Origin of the sequence: Lyngbya aestuarii BL J, from assembly GCF_000478195.2 — a bacterium.
In the GTDB taxonomy this organism is placed as follows: Bacteria; Cyanobacteriota; Cyanobacteriia; order Cyanobacteriales; family Microcoleaceae; genus Capilliphycus; species Capilliphycus aestuarii.
On sequence record NZ_AUZM01000005.1, the window covers coordinates 1 to 19,177 of the forward strand.

At 39.7% G+C, this 19,177-nt stretch carries 14 protein-coding genes; 5 read left to right on the forward strand and 9 right to left on the reverse strand.

Annotated features, from left to right (window positions below; translation table 11 throughout):
- Window positions 1-165 precede the first annotated feature (165 nt).
- Both M595_RS32085 and M595_RS32090 read right to left on the reverse strand, forming a co-directional pair.
- Window positions 166-576 carry a hypothetical protein gene (locus M595_RS32085; RefSeq protein ID WP_023064736.1) on the reverse strand — a complete coding sequence of 137 codons (411 nt, stop codon included), beginning with the start codon at window positions 574-576 and terminating at the stop codon, window positions 166-168.
- Window positions 564-1,022, reverse strand: coding sequence for a hypothetical protein (locus M595_RS32090; protein ID WP_023064735.1), 459 nt, complete (start codon window positions 1,020-1,022; stop codon window positions 564-566). The genes M595_RS32085 and M595_RS32090 overlap by 13 nt, the downstream gene beginning before the upstream one ends.
- A 587-nt stretch (window positions 1,023-1,609) precedes the next feature.
- Here M595_RS32090 and M595_RS03415 point away from each other — a divergent pair.
- The 5 genes from M595_RS03415 (at window position 1,610) to M595_RS03435 (ending at window position 8,741) form a co-directional block, all read left to right on the forward strand.
- Window positions 1,610-5,590, forward strand: a complete 3,981-nt coding sequence (locus M595_RS03415; protein WP_023064754.1) for a magnesium chelatase subunit H — start codon at window positions 1,610-1,612, stop codon at window positions 5,588-5,590.
- A gap of 135 nt (window positions 5,591-5,725) precedes the next feature.
- Window positions 5,726-7,567, forward strand: a complete 1,842-nt coding sequence (locus M595_RS03420) for an ATP-binding protein (protein WP_023064700.1) — start codon at window positions 5,726-5,728, stop codon at window positions 7,565-7,567.
- 24 nt (window positions 7,568-7,591) lie between these two features.
- Window positions 7,592-7,858 carry a type II toxin-antitoxin system HicA family toxin gene (locus M595_RS03425; RefSeq protein WP_040483519.1) on the forward strand — a complete coding sequence of 89 codons (267 nt, stop codon included), beginning with the start codon at window positions 7,592-7,594 and terminating at the stop codon, window positions 7,856-7,858.
- Complete coding sequence (locus tag M595_RS03430; RefSeq protein ID WP_023064721.1) at window positions 7,842-8,054, forward strand: type II toxin-antitoxin system HicB family antitoxin; 213 nt, start codon at window positions 7,842-7,844, stop codon at window positions 8,052-8,054. The genes M595_RS03425 and M595_RS03430 overlap by 17 nt, the downstream gene beginning before the upstream one ends.
- Window positions 8,055-8,168: 114 nt before the next feature.
- Complete coding sequence (locus M595_RS03435; protein WP_023064682.1) at window positions 8,169-8,741, forward strand: Uma2 family endonuclease; 573 nt, start codon at window positions 8,169-8,171, stop codon at window positions 8,739-8,741.
- A gap of 68 nt (window positions 8,742-8,809) precedes the next feature.
- Here M595_RS03435 and M595_RS03440 read toward each other — a convergent pair whose 3' ends face one another.
- From M595_RS03440 to speB, 7 genes are all read right to left on the reverse strand, one after another.
- Window positions 8,810-10,921: a GAF domain-containing sensor histidine kinase gene (locus tag M595_RS03440; protein ID WP_040483520.1), complete on the reverse strand. Its 2,112-nt coding sequence runs from the start codon at window positions 10,919-10,921 to the stop codon at window positions 8,810-8,812.
- A 150-nt stretch (window positions 10,922-11,071) separates the two neighbouring features.
- A complete protein-coding gene (locus M595_RS03445; RefSeq protein WP_023064756.1) occupies window positions 11,072-13,849 on the reverse strand; it encodes a GAF domain-containing protein in 2,778 nt (925 codons plus the stop codon).
- A 445-nt stretch (window positions 13,850-14,294) separates the two neighbouring features.
- Window positions 14,295-15,386 (reverse strand): geranylgeranyl reductase family protein, encoded by a 1,092-nt coding sequence (locus M595_RS03450; protein WP_023064690.1) that lies wholly within the window; start codon window positions 15,384-15,386, stop codon window positions 14,295-14,297.
- Between the two features lie 542 nt (window positions 15,387-15,928).
- Window positions 15,929-16,477: a ribosome recycling factor gene (frr, locus tag M595_RS03455; protein WP_009784367.1), complete on the reverse strand. Its 549-nt coding sequence runs from the start codon at window positions 16,475-16,477 to the stop codon at window positions 15,929-15,931.
- Window positions 16,464-17,192: a UMP kinase gene (pyrH, locus tag M595_RS03460; protein ID WP_040483521.1), complete on the reverse strand. Its 729-nt coding sequence runs from the start codon at window positions 17,190-17,192 to the stop codon at window positions 16,464-16,466. The genes frr and pyrH overlap by 14 nt, the downstream gene beginning before the upstream one ends.
- Before the next feature lie 330 nt (window positions 17,193-17,522).
- Complete coding sequence (locus M595_RS03465; RefSeq protein ID WP_023064760.1) at window positions 17,523-18,059, reverse strand: thioredoxin family protein; 537 nt, start codon at window positions 18,057-18,059, stop codon at window positions 17,523-17,525.
- 180 nt (window positions 18,060-18,239) lie between these two features.
- Window positions 18,240-19,154: an agmatinase gene (speB, locus tag M595_RS03470; RefSeq protein ID WP_023064689.1), complete on the reverse strand. Its 915-nt coding sequence runs from the start codon at window positions 19,152-19,154 to the stop codon at window positions 18,240-18,242.
- Window positions 19,155-19,177 lie beyond the last annotated feature (23 nt).

Here is a 19,177-nt window from a genome sequence, read left to right on the forward strand (position 1 = left end):
CGAGTGGGGCGGCGAATTTAAGCCAACACCACGCCCAACGAGTTTATCGAGAAGCGTTAGTTTATAGTATTTCCGGTCAAACAAAAGGCTTAATGGAAGCCAGTTTAAATACTGTTAATTAATTGAGTTAAAAATATAGATTAATTTTTATCAGCAAGACAGCGATTAGGGTGTGAACGTGAATTGTCTGGAAATTGCGAAGCGCAGTAATCTTTGAGGAGAACTAGAGTTTTGTAAAATCGGCTTTCGTAAATATTTCCCAACTGCTAACCGGGCAATTCCTTTCAATCGGGCTTTAAGCCTTACCAAGAGAAACTGTAACTGATAATTTTTTTCTGCGTCAATATATAGAGGCATAAATGCTAATTTTCCATAAAGAACATCTGCTCTATGAGTTTTAGATAAACCATTTTTATAATGCTCTAAATTAGGTTTACCTCCATGTTCACCATAATTTCGGAAAGGAACATAGTTTTCAAGTTTCCTCTGTCGCCAGAATTTATCAATCGTTGAGTCCCAACTGGAATAGGCTTTTGGGCCTGGATTTTCTCGGATTTCTGCTTCTAATTCAAGCAAACATTTAGAGATCGGAAGAGCACGATATAAGCGACCATTGCAGTTGAAAATCCTTCTGCATAGCCTTCCGGTGAAACACTATAAATTTGAGGCGCACAGGTATATAACCAAGAAATTCCTACATTTTCTTGGATTGGATTAAAGGGCAATGGCAATTTTCCCATTTCAACAACCGGGACAAAATCAGCCTCAACAATCAACGTGGGTTTACTCTGATTTATAGCAATTTCCCAGGCTTGTCGATGGTTAAGTAGACAGAGATAGCTCGGAGAGTAATCTTTATACTCGGGTTGGTGTTTTTGTCGCAAAACTTCACAATCAAAGCCACTTTTTTTTAAGGCTGATTCTAAGGTATCTGTGTTTTCTTTGTAGGCAATAATGAAAGTTTTTTCCAGACTATCAGCAAGTGAGATTGCTGTTGAGTTTTTTATATTAGATTGAATCATAATATTGATAAATCTAAACCTATTATATCAAGTTTTTTCTAGAAAAGATAATTTTTTATCCAACTTCAACCTCAGTGTTTAAGAATTAATCTTTTAAAACATTTCTTATACCACATTTTGTTTTTTTTGTCAAGTTAATTTTTGTTAGATATTTTTTAGAGTAATCACTCACAAAATGTCAAGTTTTGTTAAGAAAACTTTAGATTTTCTTATCGAATTATGTCAGTTCAGGCAAAAAAAGGTTTTGAGTTAACGTTTTCTGCTAACAATACTCATAGTGCTTTTTCGTGGAATTGAATAACAATAGGAAATATTGCCCTTTGCAAGTGACCTAACGCTGAATTCAATTTTACAGAAATGGCCATTAAGAAACCTCAAAAGTTGAGGAGAAATCCAACACTTTAAGTTTCTAACCGCAAGCACTCAAATCCAAGAAACAGAAACCAGCAATTAAAACGGTAAGCAAAAGGGTTGACTCGTCATCTCAATTTATGCTTATCATCTGCTGATAAATCTGTTTCAATATTCAGCCTAGCCTGATATTTTCAACTTAAAGAAAGCCGATTAAAAGGGACTGAAAGGTTTATATGTTTACATACGTTAATCCCACTGTTAGACACATCAAACCCGATAATCTGAACGGACGAGCGCTCCTCAAAGTCGTCTACGTGGTGTTAGAAGCACAATATCAAAGTGCATTATCTACTGCGGTTCGTTCGATCAATAAAAACAACCCCTATTTAGCCATTGAAATCAGTGGTTATCTAATTGAGGAGTTGAGAAATCCTAAAAACTATGACGATCTTAAAAGAGATATCGCCGAAGCTAATATCTTTATTGCTTCTCTAATTTTTATCGAAGATTTAGCCGAAAAAGTTGTAGAAGCCGTTACACCCTATCGGGATAACCTTGATGTCGCGGTTGTTTTTCCGTCGATGCCTCAAGTGATGCGCCTCAATAAAATGGGCAGTTTTTCAATGGCACAATTGGGACAAAGCAAAAGTGCGATCGCCCAATTTATGAAAAAACGGAAGGAAAAATCCGGTTCTTCCTTCCAAGATGGGATGCTGAAACTGTTGCGAACTTTGCCGAAAGTTCTCAAATATATGCCCATTGAAAAGGCCCAAGATGCCCGCAACTTTATGATGTCTTTCCAATATTGGTTAGGCGGTTCTTCTGAAAACTTGGAGAACTTCTTATTAATGTTGGCGGATAAATACGTCCTCAAAGATAGTGAGTTTAAATATGCCGATCCCGTGGTTTATCCCGACATGGGAATCTGGCATCCTTTAGCCCCCAAAATGTTTGAAGATGTTACCGAATATTTGAAATGGTATAACGACCGGGATGATATTAGCGAAGATCAAAAAGATCCTCTCGCCCCTTGCGTCGGCATCGTCTTACAACGCACTCACTTGGTAACAGGTGATGATGCCCATTATGTGGCAATGATCCAGGAAATTGAAGCCATGGGTGGCCGCGTTATTCCTGTTTTTGCAGGGGGTTTAGACTTTTCCAAACCCGTTGAAGAATATTTCTGGGACACCCCCCCAAAAGGCATTCAACCCCAGGCGTTAGTGGATACCGTCGTCTCTTTAACCGGGTTTGCCCTGGTCGGTGGCCCAGCCCGTCAAGATCACCCGAAAGCGATCGATTCATTAAAACGCCTCAACCGTCCCTACATGGTGGCGTTGCCTCTGGTGTTCCAAACCACCGAAGAATGGGAAGGCAGCGACTTGGGCCTGCACCCGATCCAGGTGGCGTTACAAATCGCCATTCCTGAACTCGACGGCGCCATTGAACCCATTATCGTCTCAGGCCGAGATGGGGCGACAGGAAAAGCGATCGCCCTGCAAGATCGGGTGGAAGCAATTGCCCAACGGGCGATGAAATGGGCAAACTTGCGGAAAAAACCCAAACTTGACAAGAAAATTGCCATCACTATTTTCAGCTTCCCGCCCGATAAAGGCAACGTTGGAACCGCAGCATATTTAGATGTATTCGGTTCTATTTATGAGGTGATGCAAGGGTTGAAAAATAACGGTTATGATCTCCCCGAATTACCGGAGTCAGCCGAACAATTAATGCAGGAAGTCATCCACGACGCCACCGCCCAATATCAAAGTCCAGAACTTAATGTTGCCTATCGAATGTCGGTGGAACAATACGAACGTTTGACCCCTTATTCCGAACGTTTGCATGAAAATTGGGGGCCACCTCCGGGGCATTTAAACACCGACGGCGAGAATTTATTAATCTACGGAAAACAGTTTGGTAATCTGTTTATTGGGGTACAACCAACCTTTGGTTATGAAGGCGATCCGATGCGGTTGTTGTTCTCTCGATCTGCGAGTCCCCATCATGGTTTTGCCGCTTATTACACCTATTTAGAACAGGTTTGGCAAGCCGATGCAGTATTGCATTTTGGGACGCATGGATCGTTAGAATTTATGCCCGGAAAACAAATGGGAATGTCGGGGGATTGTTACCCGGATAATTTAATTGGCACGACTCCGAATATCTATTATTATGCTGCCAATAATCCCAGTGAAGCAACCATTGCCAAACGCCGCAGTTATGCCGCTACGATTTCTTATTTAACGCCTGCTGCGGAAAATGCCGGGTTATACAAAGGTTTGCAGGAATTAAATGAGTTAATTGGTTCCTATCAAAGCCTTAAAGATGGGGGTCGCGGTGTGCAGATTGTTAACACCATTATCGAAAAATCTCGGACGGTAAACCTCGATCAAGATGTGAGTTTGCCCGATTGTGATGCGGGTGAACTTTCGGCTGAAGAACGTGATAATGTAGTTGGGCAAGTCTATCGCCGCTTGATGGAAATTGAGTCGCGTTTATTGCCCTGTGGTTTACACGTGATTGGAAAACCGCCAACCGCAGAAGAAGCGATCGCAACTTTAGTTAATATTGCTAGTTTAGATCGCGAAGAAGATGGTTTGCTGAGTTTGCCTCATATTATCGCTGATAGTATTAACCGCAATCTCGAAGAAATTTACCGCAATAATGACAAAGGTATTTTAGCTGATGTGGAATTATTGCAGCATATGACTGAAGCTTCCAGGTCAGCAATTGCGGCGTTAGTTCAAGAAAAAACCGATGCAGAAGGACGAGTTTCTAAGGTTTCTAAACTCAATTTCTTCAACATGGGTAAAAAGGAACCCTGGATCGAATCGTTGTATGAATTCGGCTATACAAAAGTAGACACCGAAGTTATCAAACCGCTGTTTGAATATTTGGAATTCTGCTTACAACAAGTTTGTGCAGATAACGAATTAGGGGCATTATTACGGGCGTTAGAAGGAGAATATATTCTGCCCGGGCCAGGAGGCGATCCGATTCGGAATCCGGGTGTTTTACCGACAGGTAAAAATATGCACGCCCTCGATCCTCAGTCCATTCCAACGGCGGCGGCGGTGAAGTCTGCGGCGATTGTGGTTGAACGATTAATTGCCCGTCAAAAAATAGAAAATGGCGGTAATTATCCCGAAACAATTGCAGTGGTCTTGTGGGGAACTGATAATATTAAAACCTACGGAGAATCCCTCGCCCAAGTGATGTGGATGGTCGGGGTTAAACCGGTTCCCGATGCGTTAGGACGGGTGAATAAATTAGAGTTAATTCCCTTAGAAGAATTGGGGCGTCCGCGTATTGACGTGGTGATTAACTGTTCTGGGGTGTTCCGCGACTTATTTATCAATCAGATGAATTTGTTAGATAAAGCGGTGAAAATGGCGGCAGAAGCGGATGAACCGTTAGAGATGAATTTTGTTCGTAAACACGCTTTAGTACAAGCCGAAGAATTGGGCGTGAATTTACGACAAGCCGCAACACGGGTGTTTTCTAATGCGTCTGGTTCTTATTCTTCTAACATCAATTTGGCGGTTGAAAATAGCACTTGGGAATCTGAAGATGAGTTGCAGGAAATGTATCTAAAGCGCAAATCTTTTGCGTTTAATTCGGATAATCCGGGGATGATGGATGATAACCGTCAAGTGTTTGAGTCGGCATTAAAAACCGCAGAAGTGACATTCCAAAACTTGGATTCTTCCGAGATTAGTTTAACGGATGTTTCCCATTATTTTGACTCTGATCCGACAAAAGTGATCAGCAGTTTACGCAAGGATGGGAAGAAACCAGCCGCGTATATTGCCGATACTACAACCGCCAATGCACAGGTTCGCACGCTATCAGAAACCGTGCGGTTAGATGCGCGTACAAAAATGTTAAATCCCAAGTGGTATGAAGGGATGTTGTCTCACGGTTATGAGGGTGTTCGTGAGTTATCAAAACGCCTCGTTAATACGGTGGGTTGGAGCGCTACTGCGGGTGCGGTAGATAATTGGGTGTATGAAGAAACCAATGAAACCTTCATCAAAGATGAGGAGATGCAAAAGCGGTTAATGAACCTCAATCCTCATTCCTTCCGCCGCATGGTAACAACGTTATTAGAAGCCAACGGACGCGGTTATTGGGAGACAGACGACAGCAATTTAGACAAGTTGCGTGAGTTGTATCAAGAGATTGAAGACCGCATCGAAGGGATTGAGTAATCCACTTGCAACTTTAGCTGTAGGAATCAATGATTTCTATCTCTCTTAAAAAGAGAGAAAGTCACCTATCTGAAAATTAACGCTATAATATAGGCAGGCATTTTGCCTGCTTTTTATTTATAAGAAATAATCGAAATGGATAAAAAAATAAAAAATAAATCACAAAAAAAATCAGATCCTATAGAAGATATACTAGAAGATTTACCCTTATTCAAATACCTATCTGAGCAAAAATTGAAAGAAAAAATTGTAATTCCAGAAAACAATATAGAAAATGTTGATGCTAAATTTTATGAAAATCAAGAAGAAAACTATTTTCAAGAAACGAAAAAAGAAAAAATAAAAGTTAATAAAAAAGAAAACCTTGATGATAAGCATCAATCTCATAGTAATCAACTTTTCATTCCACTGACTTATGAAGAAGCTGTTCAAGAAGTTGGAAACGATATTGCTAAAATGTCAGATTTTATTGTTCCTGTAACAGACTTTGAAAAACAAATTATTCAAGTGGTTAACGATATTCAATATTCAGGATATATTTTATTTTTATATGGTGTTTCTGGTATCGGTAAATCAACTTTTATAAGTTCACTAGAATGGAGAAAACATATTCCAATTAAGCAAATTAAATCTATTAATGCTGGAAAGCTTGGCTCTGATAAATCTAACACAAAACTGAAAAAATTATTACAATGTATAACTGAATCTGCTAGATTATTTTTTGAAAAAAGCAGTAAACAAGATGATAAGTTATGTATCATTATTGACTATCTAGAAAATTTAGAAGATGAAGATGAAAAGCAAGTAAAAGGTTTTTTTCGAGATCTAAACGGACTATTACGTCAATATCCAATTCTCATTGTTTGGCCAGTAACAGATAGGGATGACCTAGAAAATATGAATAATCTTGCAAAAACTTTTTCTAGTACAATGTTTCATCGGAGACTACCAACTTTAGAATTTAGCGGCCCACCTATCGAGGTTTATCCAGAAATAGCTAAGAAAACTATTATGTTTTTTAACAAAGGGAAAAACCCTTCTGATTTTCAATTACACAATCCAGATTTTAACAAATTAAGAAAAAATTATAAAGCCAAAAATCCAGAGCAACAAATTATTAGAGAGTATTTAAAGGAAGTTATAGGTATTTGGGAGCAGCGAACAAAACGTATAGAGAAAATGATGGAAAATATGCCAAAACCTACAGAAGTTTGGTTTATAGTTTGCTATCCAGAAGCAGAAAATGTTGTTGCTCAGTTTGCCAAACAATCATCAGATATCGTTACTGAAATGTGGAATGCTGATCATCAAAGACTCATGGCTTATACCAGAGACAATCAGATGGGAGCTAATTGGGGTTCTGAGCGTCTTGCTTTAGCAATTAGTGGAGTACTAACGACCAAAATTATGTATTTACCAACAAATACTTTGGTAAGCTGTATTGTTTCTTATGCTAAAGACGCAGGGGTTCCTATTACAGAACAAAGTTTTCAAGAAACAGGAATTCCGAATAGTTGGTTTAAAAAATCATCTGCTTTAGATACACTGAAACGTTCTCCTCTTTATTTACAATTATCTGGAAAGGCTTCTAAAACAGGCAAGCGTAGAAGTGGTACTGTAGAAAAATCTTTAGAGAGAGCTAAAGAACCTTTTGAAAAAATAAACAGAACCATCGTAGATGAGAGCGATAAACCTTTTAATAATGCTTTATGTGTAGCCCTAATTGATGCTTGTGATGATCTGAAAGATTTATCTTTTGCTTGTGAAAAAAATCATCCTATAATACAAACGATACGGCCAGATATATTAGTAGAAGTTAAAGAGAGTAAGGTTCAAGTTAAAGAGAGTAAGTATATATGTATAGAAATGTACTATACGACTAAACCTGCACCTAACATTCTTGCAAAATACGTTTTAAACAAGTTAAACACTTACATGAATCAATTGGGCATAGGAAGGGATAAAATATTTGAGTAATATTGAGATTTAATTGGGTGAAATGTGACTCAACTAGACAAACTACTAATCAAGATTCTCTCAGGCACATCTGATGCAAATATTCCATTTTCAGAGTTGTGTCAGCTACTACGAAGGCTTGGCTTTGAAGAACGAGTTCGTGGGTCGCATCATATTTTTTCTAAAGAGGGTATCGAAGAAATTATGAATATTCAGCCTAAAGGTTCAAAAGCCAAACCCTATCAAGTAAAGCAAGTTCGCACAATCATTATTAAGTATCAGTTGGGAGGTCAAGATGAAACTACATTATGAAATAATTCTTTTCTGGAGTTCAGAAGATGAAGCGTTTATTGCAGAAGTTCCCGAACTCCCCGGATGTATAGCTGATGGTTCAACCTATCAGGAAGCGTTGCAAAATGTAGAAGTGATCATGCAAGAGTGGATAGAAACCGCTCAAGAATTAGGGCGAACAATTCCCGAACCGAAAAAACGTTTGATCTCTACTTAATTGTAGGGTGGGTGAGAAACGAGAATTTAATTACTCAAACATTAACTTGTTAATCTCACCCATCCTACTTATTATAATTTATACTAATAAATAGCGTTGAGTTGATTCATCCCCATGACAAACTTCACTCTGAACCTAGAATCAATTGAACTGACAGATGAGCAATTTTTTCAGCTTTGTCAGAATAACCGGGATCTGAAATTTGAACGAAATTCTAATGGAGATTTAGTCATTATGTCACCGACGGGAGGAGAAACTAGCAATATTAATGCTGGGTTAACGGCTCAACTTTGGAACTGGAACGCTCAAACTAAACTAGGGAAAGTATTTGACTCATCGGGTGGTTTTAAACTCCCCAATGGTGCGGATCGTTCTCCTGATGCAGCTTGGATAACCTTAGAACGTTGGGAAAGTTTAACCTCCGAACAGCGAAAAAAATTTATTCCTTTATGTCCTGATTTTGTGATTGAATTGCGTTCAGCCAGTGATCGCTTAAAAACGCTTCAAGATAAAATGCAAGAATATATTGAGAATGGTCTTCGCCTTGGATGGTTAATTAATTTTATTGATAAAAGTGTTGAAATTTATCGTCAAAATCAAGAGGTTCAGGTATTAGAGTCTCCACCAACGTTATCGGGAGAAGATGTTTTACCGGGTTTTATTCTCAATCTTCAAGAAATTTGGTAAATTAATTTAACAGAAATTGTTAGAATCAGATAAGAGTGCGATGTTTTTTAGTCTAGTCAATCACTAATTTAGCTGTGTTTTACCGGAATGACAATTCTAAACTCTGTTCCTTCTCCGGGTTGAGAGTTACATTCCAGCATTCCATCATGCTTGTCAACCACAATTTGATAACTAATAGAGAGTCCTAAGCCTGTCCCTTTACCAACAGGTTTAGTTGTAAAAAACGGATCAAAAATCTGGCTTTGTACTTCTGGGGGCATTCCTCCGGCATTATCTTGAATTGAAATAATCACCCAATTATTAGGCTGTTTTTCGGTTTTTTTAATTAATGCAGTTTTAATCGTAATGGTTGGTAAAAATGAAACCCCTAATTTATTTTGAACTGATTCTAAAGCATCAAGCGCATTACTCAATATATTCATAAAAACCTGATTAAGTTGAGCCGCATAACATTCGACTTGAGGAATTTTACCATAATTTTTAATGATTTCAATTGCGCTTCGTTCAGGCTTTGATTTTAAGCGATGGTGTAAGATTAATAAGGTACTTTCAATTCCTTCATGAAGATCGACAGGTTTGACTTCGGCTTCATCTAAACGGGAGAAATTTCGTAATGATAAGACAAGCTGACGAATTCGTTCAGCACCTAAACGCATCGAAGACAAAATTTTTGGTAAATCTTCAATGAGATAATCTAAGTCAATTTCGGCAATTTTTTCAACAATTTGAGGAGTCGGTTGAGGATATTCTTGTTGATACAACTCAACTAAATCAAGTAAATCTTGAGTAAATTCAGTTGCCGGATCGAGATTTCCATAAATAAAGTTTACAGGATTATTAATTTCGTGAGCAATTCCAGCGACTAAATGACCCAAACTCGACATTTTTTCGGTTTGAACTAATTGAATTTGAGCTTGTTTTAAATGGTTAGCTAAGGCTTGAGTTTCGGCTAAAAGTTCAGCTTGTTGTAAGGCGACACCCAGTTGAATAGAGATCTGGGATAATAATTGTAATTCTTCATCTGTCCAGCGACGAGTTGCTGTATTTTGATACGCGGCGAGTAATCCCCATAAGTTTTCACCTTGAAGGATGGGAACGACAATATAAGCCCTCGCAGAAAATTGCTCTAATAGTTTAATTTGACAGTCTGAATATCCGGCATCATAAATATCTTCTATCGCTAAAATTTCTCCTCGTCGAAAGCGTCCACCTTCTGTTTCTTGCAAACAAGTATCTGCAATATTAGGAATTAGATCAATTAAAGGTTTCCACTCAGAGGAAAATGACTCAGCGACAAAATAACCTGACCAATCAGAATTAAAGCGATAAACTACGACGCGATCACTTTTTATAAACCGTCTAACTTCTTGAGTTGTTGTATCAAAAATCGTTTGTAGATCGAGTGATTGACGAATACGATTAACAATTTCAAATAATATTTTTTGGCGTTGTTCTTCCTTTTGGCGTTCATCTAATAAAGTCAGATTTTTAGCTTTTTCCTGAACTTGATTTATATATTCAACTTGTTGTAAAGCAACATCTAAATGATGAGCAATTTGAGTGACAAATTCAATTTCATCCTCAGACCAATGACGTGGAGAACTACATTGGTGAATACATAAGCCTCCCCATAATTGATCATCTTTTAGCAGGGGAATAAAAAGATTAGCCCGCACTTGAAATTGACTCAAAATATCAATATGACAATCACTTAAACCTGCGGCATAAATATCAGAAATTGCATTAATTCTACCCTGTTTATATTGGGGTGCAAACTGTTCACCAAAGCAATGATCATGAATACGAGCCGCTAAAACTGATTCAAATTCAGGATTAACATCTTCGGAGATAAATTCACCATCATCATAACCCGAATCGGGATCAAAACGAAACACAGCAACTCGATCAGCATTTAATAATTGTCTGACTTCTATTGCTGTTGCTGTAAAAATTGTGTTAAGCTCAAGGGATTCTCGAATGCGACTAATCACCCGAAACAGTGCTTTATAACGTTCTATCGGATTGATCTCGAATTCTAAGTGAGCAGAATAAGACGACTGACCATTGTTTGAAAAAGGAGGTACAGGTTGCTCACTCAAAATTTGTTGTAGTCGTTCAAAAGCCGCTTGATTTTTACAGCAATCTCGTATTTGTTTCCATTGATGAGTGTTGAGCATCATAAGTTTTGAGTTTGATCAAGGACGATACACTCTAGTCGGCGTGGAAGGCTGAAGAATGATGAGGAAGCAACACAAGATCAATTAATTTCCTCTATATTAAGTATAGTCTAAAATTAACCTGAGATCGAAGATCGGATTTCCAAGAAGAATTTAAGATTGGTAAATAGGAATAGAGATTATAAACTCTGTTCTATTTTCAGTTTGGGAAATACACTGAAGACTACCCTGATGCTTATCTACAATAATTTGATAGCTAATCGAAAGCCCTAAACCCGTTCCTTGGCCAATCGGTTTAGTGGTGAAAAAGGGATCAAAAATATGAGGAAGATGTTCGGGTGCAATTCCTAGTCCGTTATCAAGAATAGAAATTTTAACCCAATCTTTTAGGGGAGACTGTTCTTTAATAATAGAAGTTTCTATCCACACTTTAGGTGAATAACTTGAAGTCGGTAAGTTTCTATTTTTTAATTTATTATAATGGTCTTCTAGAGAATCAAGAGCATTACTAATGATATTCATAAAAACTTGATTGAGTAAGCTTGCATAACATTCAACTTTGGGTAAATCTCCATAATTTTTAACGACTTTAATTTCGGGAAAATTTGAACTCTCTCGAAAGCGGTGTTGTAAAATCATTAATGTGTTGTCAATTCCTTCATGGAGATCGACTGCTTTAATTTGAGCTTCATCTAATCGAGAAAAGTTGCGTAAAGATAAAACTAATTGACGAATTCGATCTGCTCCTATTTGCATTGAAGAAACAATTTTAGGTAAATCAGAAACCATAAAATCTAACTCAATAGATTCAGCGTACTCTTGAATTTCAGCAGGAGGCTGAGGATAATGGGTCTGATAAAGATCGAGTAAATTGAGTAAGTTTTCACTGTATTCACGGGTATAAGCTAAATTCCCATAGATAAAACTGACAGGATTATTAATTTCATGAGCAATTCCAGCAACTAATCGTCCTAATCCTGACATTTTCTCGGTTTGAATCAGTTTAGTTTGAGTCTGACGTAATTCCTCTAAAGTTTGAGAGAGTTGTTGAGCTTTTGCTTTTTCATTTTCAGCCGCCACACAAGTTTTTTCATAGAGTTCTGCTTGAGTAATCGCCATCCCAACTTGATCAGCAAGCTGACTAATTAAATCTATTTCTTCCGGTTGCCAACTTCGAGGTTTATTACATTCGTGAGCAATCAATAATCCCCAAAGTTGATGATTGTCTCCAATGGGAACAATTAAATTTGCTCGCACCTGAACACTTTCTAAAAACTCTTGATAACAAGCAGGTAAGTTGGCTTGATAAATATCACCAATTACTCCAAATCTACCTTCTCGATATTGATTTGCACAGTCATTGGGGAAACATCCACTTGGTGTTTTAATCCCCAGAACAGAAGAAATATCTTGACCCACTGCTTCTACAATCACTTCTCCTTCTTGCTCATTAATTAACTTATAAATCACAACACGATCCGTTTTTATTAATGCTCGCACTTCCCGAACAATCGTAAACATTGTGATTCTTAAATCCAAGGTACTACGAATTTGATCAGTTACTCGTTCTAAAGCTTTAGAAAAGTCGAGAGTTCGTTGCAATTGACTGGTGCGTTCTTGAACTTGTTTTTCTAGGTTAATATTAAGATCTTGAACTTCTTTATAAAGTAAATATTGTTGAATTGCCATTGCAAATTGTGCTTTTAAGCCTTCTGCTAAAGCCCTTTCTGCTTCTGTCCAAGCCTGGGCTTGACCTTTTTTTAATTCTCGCCAAATTTCAAAAGATTGCCGAGGCAAAATTTGTTTCATATCCGATTCAAAACGTCCTGCCCACAAAATTTCTGTATCAATTTCATTTCTAAAAATACTTAAAACTGCCAAAAATTTCTGGCAATATCGAATCGTTAAAATCAGTAAACCTCGAATTTTTGTAGCCTGAAAAGCCGGGGATAACACCCGAAATAGCGGTTCTTTATACAAATCGGGAATTGCCCAACTTTCTGACTCTGAAAGGGAGTTATGACTTGACACTTTGGAGCGATTAAATCCCATTCTAATCCATTGTTGCCAAAGGGGATGTTCTTCTAAAATCGGACTTGATTCCCACTCCGGCATCGTAGGTTGTTCTCCACAAGTCCAGACCTCTGAAGTTTGCGCTTCACTCGCACAAATATAGAGTCTACCCCCAACACCTTCTAAGGCTTGAACGGTGGCTTCCAAAGCATCTTGGAGTTGAATCGTGGGTTGTTGATGTAATAGAGAGGCAATTTGGTTAATGGTGGCTTCTCGGCTTGCCTGTTGGCGGGTATAACTGAGTAATGTAGATTGTTTAATCGCAATAGAAAGCTGATCAACAATGAGCTGAACAAATTGCAATTGGGATTCAGAAATTTCCCAAGGTTCGGCATGATGAGACACCAAAAGTCCCCAGAGTTGGCGATTTGATTCTAGACTCTCTTGATGCAAAATTGGAATTACTAATGAGGATTGAACCCCCATTGCTTTGAGATAGGCAATATGGCAAGGATCAACTGAACGATAATTAATTTCTTCGGAGATAGAAAAGTTTTCGGTTTCGTCAGTTTTTACCGGACTCCAACCAATTTGTCCGGTGGCAATGTTAACAATACTGCGTTGACCTAGAGTGCGAAACATTTCTCGGGCGGCGGTCGGAATGTCATCTGCTGGAAAATGCAATCCTTTTAGGGAAGGTAAGTGATTCTCATAAATTGATTCAGCCATGACTTGACCGCTTGCATCAGCGCTAAACTGATAAATCATTACACGATCCGTTTCCAAAAAGGCTCGAACTTCAGCAACGGTTGCTGTTAAAATTTCTTCAAGTTCTAGGGATTGACTAATGCGCTTTGTGATTCGATACAGTAGATGTTGTTCATCAATTTTTGTTGGAGAATTGTGTATATTTTCCATAGATCGGGTATAATCTCCTGTATAAGCTTGTAATCAGTGGATTGATATCCATTTAACTCTATTTATTATAATTATATATTTCTTAAAAATTCTCAGGACTAAAAATGCAATTAATATTTATCTTAAAGAAACTTAATATTTTCCGGATGCAATTTTAAGCAGCTTCTCATGGAGTATTCCCTTATATTCGTATTGAATCTTCGGTGGAATATCGGATTGTTTTAGTTCTGATTGTAAGGCGTTACTCAGTAATTTTTCGGAGAATATTGCTGAGTTTTTGAGATAATTAAGTAATTTTATAGATTTTTGAGAAAATCAGAGTTAGTTTTGATACCGTGATTAGATGATTCTTGCTCAGGTTCGATCAGCGCCAAAAAAAAGGTAGGTAGAGGTTCCGACTGAAAATGCGGTCTCTACCTACTCTGAGAGTATCAATTAAACTGAATTAAAAAGGGGACAAACTTTTCTTGGCTTTGTCGATCACATCCGCATAACGCAGTTCACCGCAGAGAATCTTACTGATCAGTTGAGTCGCAACGGGAACTTTGACACCCACTTTGTAACCGATGCCAGGGAAACGGTAGAATAAACCTGCTAAATTTCCCGCCCAAACCATATCGGCACCCCACTCTTTTTGCATGACTTGAGTGTATTTTTCAAGAGCATTACTCGCACCGCCCAAGGCTTGATCAATGGCTTCAGCCGCTTTGACTCCACTCAAAATTGAGGGACGAATACCCTCAGCCGATAGAGGATCAGCTAAACTGGCAGCATCTCCAGCAATCAGGGCGTTTTGGGTATGTAGTGTTTTGTCTCCATCCCACAAACAGATCGGATGATCAACCATTGAATTACTAGCCGTCATCCCCATTTTATTGGCGTACTGCATTAAATCTTTGCTAAGATCTTTGGGTTCACCGCCCCGGAAGGTGGCAATACTGATCGAATAGCTATCGGCTTTGGGAAATCCCCAAATACTGCCATTTTTGACCATTCCAAATTCAAAGGTGGGGATTTGACCCGAACTTACAGGGAATTCAGCGATCATACTCTGACGGAGTTTTGACTGTTTCAACCCCAACCATTGAGCCATTGGCCCTTTTGTACCATCGGCTGCAATCAGGTATTTAGCTTCTAGGGGTTCAGCGTTTGTATTGACTTGCCAGCGATCGCTTTTAAACTTAATCCCAGTCACTTCTGTTTGAGTTTGCAGTGTTGCCCCTTGGTCTACTGCTTGCTGCATCAAATATTGATCAAAGACATCCCGACGCACCATCCACATCGGTTTAACGATCTCTGTTTCAACGGGATCACCCAATTTCCAGGTGTAGCGAATTTTCTTGACGGTAGTGGAAATGGCGGGTGTAAAATCAAAGTCAAACCATTGAGCGATCGCCGGAGATACTCCACCACCACAGGGCTTTTGGCGAGGCCAGGTGTCTTTTTCGATCACCAGAACAGAATGCCCCCGTTTCGCGAGGTGATAAGCTGCTGCGCCTCCGGCCGGACCCGCACCAACAATAATGCAGTCAAACATGGTCGTCATAGGTTAATTATCAGTTGTTACTTGTTGTTTAATCGTATTCGCTAACTAATTTATTTCCAACCCCGGCATTTACAAATTATTGCCTTTTAAGGATTAAAACAGCACCCCTTTAAAACAGGTCAAATGCCTTGATTTCGAGCAATTTTTACCCGGAGGTAAATCTTAAACTGCTCTATTTGTGTCTAGTCTAACACGCTTAATCAGGGGGTTGCCAAGTCTAAATTTTTCTATTTTTATCAATTTTCATAATTTATTAGATCAACAATAGAGCCTTGATCTTTGATTGATTTGATCTTTTTCAACTTTTCTATTCTCTGTAATCTTTGATTTGTATTTAAAATTTATATCAAGTTTTCTTGAATAATTATCAAATCTAATTTTATTCAAAAAAGGATGAGACAGAACAGAACATGATCTGATTCACAAAACCTTACCGCTTTCCGGATGAATCAGTACGGCGGGATGAAACTCAGGTTTTTTTGGGCAAAGATCGATGTTTTCAGCGTCTACCTCATCCCGAAGTCTTAAAGTATTTAAAGGGTCGTAATATCTTTGTCCTTCGCCTCAAACATTTCATCAATTTTGGCGGTGTACTTATCCGTCAGCTTTTGAATTTGATCTTGTAAATCTCGGGCTTCATCTTCAGAGAGATCTTTACTTTTTTCTTGCTTACGAACTGAATCAACCGCATCCCGACGCACATTTCGCACCGAAACCTTACCCTCTTCAGCATATTTAGAGGCTAACTTCACAAATTCCTGGCGACGTTCACTGGTCAACGGAGGAATATTCAACCGAATAATCGATCCATCGTTATTAGGAGTCAGTCCCACATCAGACAAAGAAATCGCTTTTTCAATGATATCCAGCGTCTTGCGATCAAAGGGTTGAATCATGATCGTCGATGAATCTGGGGTATTGATAGTCGCCAGAGACTTCAGAGAAGTGGGAGTCCCGTAATACTCTACCATCACCCGATCCAACAAAGAAGTATTGGCGCGTCCAGTCCGGATGGTATTAAATGACCGTTGAGTAGACTCAACCGCTTTTTGCATTAAACTTTCGACTTCAGCTAACTTCACACAAACCTCCTACAAATGTTCCAACAGGGTCTCCACTGACAGCGCGAGCGATATTTCCCTGTACAGTTAGATCGAAGACAATAATGGGAATATTGTTTTCTTTGCACAAGGCGATCGCTGTACTATCCATCACGCGCAGATCTTGGGTCAGCACATGGCCATAGGTGAGGGTTTTATAACGGCGGGCCTCCGGGTTGAGATGCGGATCGCAATCATAAATCCCATCGACTTTTGTTGCTTTGAAAATCCCCTCAGCATCTATTTCTGCCGCTCGTAATGCCGCTGTGGTATCAGTGGTAAAGAAGGGATTCCCAGAACCCGCCCCAAAAATCACCACACGGTTTAGTTCCAGGTGACGAATCGCTTTCCGACGGATATAAGGTTCAGCGACTTCCTGCATGGCGATCGCCGTTTGTACACGAGTCGGGACTCCGATTTGTTCGAGGGCATCTTGTAAGGTAATGGCATTCATCACCGTAGCAATCATCCCGACATAATCAGCAGTTGCCCGATCCATTCCCGCCGAAGCCGCTTTTACACCTCGGAAGATATTACCACCACCGACAACAATTGCCACTTGAATTCCTTTGGCAACGACCTCTGCGACTTCTTGAGCAATTCCTTGAACGACGGCCGGATCGATCCCATAGCCGAGGCTTCCCATCAATGCTTCGCCGCTTAGTTTCAGTAAGATCCGCTTATATGCTGTTCCCATTTATAACCCCCAACAGTTTCCGGTAAATCGATTCAAATTGGCAGCGATCGCCATAACAGCTCTAGCAGGTTGGTGCCGACTGATGAATCGCACTGGTGTAGACATTGGGGTGATCATAAGTAATCGTAAGCTATAGTAACAAGCTGTTGAATGTTAAAGCATCCCTAAAAAGGATGATGATATGATTTGGGCGAGCATTGCCTTCCCAATAAGATACCAGAAAGCGGACTATCTGCTTTCAGCTTTTTTTAGGGAGCCGGATCAGTCACTTCTAGCATCCTGATTATCGCTCAACTTCCCCTCTCTACTTGCTAACCCAGTTTCAATTCTTCATCGCCACTGAATTGAGTCACCCATCGCTTCGGTAGTCGTGGGTTCGATGACTTCTCCCTTAAGCAGTTGGGCGATCGCCTGTTTGAGATAAGGCTTACTGACTGACTCAGCTGAGTTTGGGTTGTCATCAATTTGGCCACGATAACGGACTATGCCCTGTTGATCCAGTAAAAAGACTTCTGGAATCACACGCGCCCCAAAGCAGTTAGCGACATCTTGAGTGACATCCCGAATATAGGGAAAGTTAAGGTTATTGCCTTGTGCAAATTCCTTCATTTTCTCAAAACTATCTTCTGGAGATTGGGTCGTATCATTGGCGTTAATACCAACAAGGGTGACACCGACATCCGCATACTCCTGTTGAAGCTGTTTGAGACGGTCAATATACAGATGTACAAAGGAGCATTGGTTGGACATGAAAATCACAGCAACTGCCCTAGACCTCTCCAAATATCGAGCTAAATGATGCACCTCGCTATCTACTCCGGGCAGTTCAAAATCGGGAGCATAACTATTAATTGCAGTACCCTTCATGTTTAGACGTATTGCCAAATCTCTATCACAACAATAAACCAGCACACACTCGCACTCAGTAGGCCGACGCTCTAACCCCTACTTTAACTCACAATCTAAAAATCCCCTAATTCGTCGTACAGAAGGCGCCTTGAGTCGGGGGAAGTCGGGAAGACAAAGCGTGAATTTGATCACAAATCTCTAGTTGAGTAATCCTGTTGCTAGAGCATGATATCCAATTAATTTATAGGTGAGTTTGGCGGCGGTAAACTCGGAAACCACACAATCAGCCACAGGTGCTAATTCCATCACATCACAACCAATCACCGTATGAGTGGTAAATAAACGCTGCAAAAATCCGAGCAAACCATACCAACTTAACCCACCCGGTTCGGGGGTGCCGACTCCGGGCATGGAACTGGGGTCTATCCCATCTAAATCTATTGTCAGAAAGACTCGTTTTGTGGGAATGGCGGCGATCGCTTTTTCGATCCAGTCGGGTTGAGTGGCGATGTCTCGCGCCCAAAAAATAGGTAATTGTTTTTCTTTGATTAAATTCGCTTCTTCGATGCACAAACTGCGAATTCCTACCTGTACCGTTGGTAGTCCCATTTCTACGACTCGCCGCATCACGCAAGCATGATTATGAATTGTCCCTTCATATTCATAGCGTAAATCTCCATGAGCGTCTATTTGAACGACGGTAAAGGGTTCATCAGAGAGTTGTTGATATCCAGCAACCACTCCTGCGGTAATACTATGTTCACCGCCCAAAGCGATCACAAATTTACCGGAACTTGCCAAATCATAAACAGTTTGTTGGGTGAGTTGCAGCATTTGTTCCGATGATACGTCTTGGCTGCGGGTATCGGCGATCGCTGGATGGGTGTAAATTCCCACCGCAAAACAGACTTCTCGCTCTAGTTCGTCGTCGTAGCATTCAAGCTGATGAGAGGCTTCTAGCAACGCCGCAGGGCCGTTTTCACAGCCTTTTCGATAGCTGGTGGTTGCCTCAAAGGGAATGGGTAATATAGCAACCTGGGCGGTTTGAGCGTTGGGTACTATTTCTGAACCTAAAAAATCAACAACAGCAGTAGAAGTCAGGGTTGATGTCATTGGGGTAATCGAAGGGATAACTC